The organism is Novosphingobium sp. (genome assembly GCF_032093395.1).
In the GTDB taxonomy this organism is placed as follows: Bacteria; Pseudomonadota; Alphaproteobacteria; order Sphingomonadales; family Sphingomonadaceae; genus Novosphingobium.
The window spans coordinates 1-2,008 of sequence record NZ_DAMDBA010000171.1; the positions used below are offsets into that span (position 1 = coordinate 1).

General features: G+C 64.4%; 1 protein-coding gene. It reads left to right on the forward strand.

Annotated elements, in window-relative coordinates; all coding sequences use genetic code 11:
* Positions 1-167 precede the first annotated feature (167 nt).
* On the forward strand, positions 168-2,008 hold a 1,841-nt coding region (locus RT424_RS24405; protein ID WP_313443491.1), incomplete at its 3' end, for a potassium transporter Kup.

Sequence of the window (2,008 nt, forward strand, 5' to 3'; positions counted from 1 at the left end):
CTACCGTTGGGTGGTAGGGTGGGGGCGCGGGCCGGTGCCGCATTCGAAAATGCCCTCTTGGGCGTTTTCCAAACAGTCTCTTGGACCGGGTAAGGAATTGCGCCGGTGGCATAAAGAATCCATAAAGAACATGGCGCCTCCGCGCGCGTGAGACTAGGCGCCTGTCCATGAGCGAGACTTCCGGGCATCATGCCCCCAATGAAAGCCTCACGGCGCTGTCTATCGGCGCCATCGGGGTCGTTTTCGGCGATATCGGCACGTCGCCGCTCTATGCGCTCAAGGAAAGCTTCGTCGGCCATCACCCGCTGGTGGTGGACCGGCTGCACATGTTCGGCGTGATTTCGCTGATGTTCTGGACGATGATGCTGATCGTCACGATCAAGTACGTCCTCATCATCCTGCGCGCAGACAACAACGGCGAGGGCGGAAGCCTGGCGCTGCTGGCGCTGATCGGCCGGACCATCGGCAAGAACCGCTGGAGCCCGCTGGTCGCCATGCTGGGCGTGATGGCCACGGCCCTGTTTTATGGCGACGCGATCATCACGCCTGCGATGTCGGTGCTGTCTGCGGTGGAAGGGCTGACGGTGGTGAACCCCGGTTTCGGCCGCTTCGTGCTGCCGATCGCGGTGGTTATCCTGCTCGGCCTGTTCTCGGTGCAGTCCCATGGCACGGCGACGATGGGCAAGTTCTTCGGGCCGATCATGATCGTCTATTTCGGAGTGCTGGCGTTGCTGGGCATCCATTCCATCGTGCAGGCGCCCGAGGTGCTATCGGCACTCAGCCCGCACCATGCCTTCGAGTTCTTCATGGCGAACCCCAGGCTGGCCTTCCTGGCGCTGGGCTCGGTCGTGCTGGCGGTTACGGGGGCGGAAGCACTCTACGCCGACATGGGGCACTTCGGCCGCAAGGCGATCTCTATATCGTGGCTCTACGTGGCCTTCCCCTGCCTTCTGCTCAACTACCTGGGGCAGGCCTCGCTGGTGCTGCGCAATCCGGATGCGATCAGCAACCCGTTCTTCTTCATGGCGCCGGACTGGGCCCGCCTGCCGCTGGTGGCGCTGGCGACGATGGCCACCGTCATCGCCAGCCAGGCCGTGATCTCGGGCGCCTTTTCGGTCTCTCACCAGGCCGTGCAGCTGGGCTTCCTGCCGCGCCTGAAGATCATGCACACGAGCGCCAAGGCAGCGGGGCAGATCTACGTGCCGCTGGTGAACTGGGGGCTGCTGGCCATGGTCATCCTGCTGGTGTTCGGCTTCCGCAGTTCGGGCAACTTGGCCGCCGCCTACGGCATCGCAGTGACCGGGACCATGGTGATCACCGCCTGCCTGCTGGGCGTGCTGACCTTCACCGTGTGGAAATGGCACCCGGCGCTGGCGGGCGCGGTGACGCTGGCTTTCCTGACCATAGACGGGGTCTATTTCGCCTCCACCGCAACCAAGATCCCTGACGGCGGCTGGTTTCCGCTCCTGGTGGCGGCCGTGGTCTTCACGCTGCTGACCACCTGGGCGACGGGCAGGCGGCTGGTTCGGGCCCGTCTGGCAGAGGATTCGATTCCCTTCGCCACCTTCCTCAAATCGGTGGGAGAGCGGGTGCGCCGGGTGCCGGGGACTTCGGTGTTCCTGGCTTCCACGGCGGAGGGCGTGCCGCCGGGGCTGCTGCACAACCTCAAGCACAACCACATCCTGCATGATCGCGTGGTGATCCTGACTGTGGCCAACCGGGGCGTGCCCCATGTCGCACAGGCAGACCGTTGCGAGGTGGAGGATCTGGGACAGGGCTTCTACCGCATGGTGCTGCGCTACGGCTTCATGGACGAGGCGGACATTCCCGAGGCCCTGGCGCAGGAGGATCGCGCCGGAGGCCCGTTCAAGGCGATGGAGACGAGCTACTTCCTCTCTCGCCAGACCCTGATCCCGTCGAGCCGGCCGGGAATGGCGCTGTGGCGGGAAAAGCTCTTCGCGATAATGGTCCGCAATGCGCAAAGCGCGATGGAATTCTTCAAGCTGCC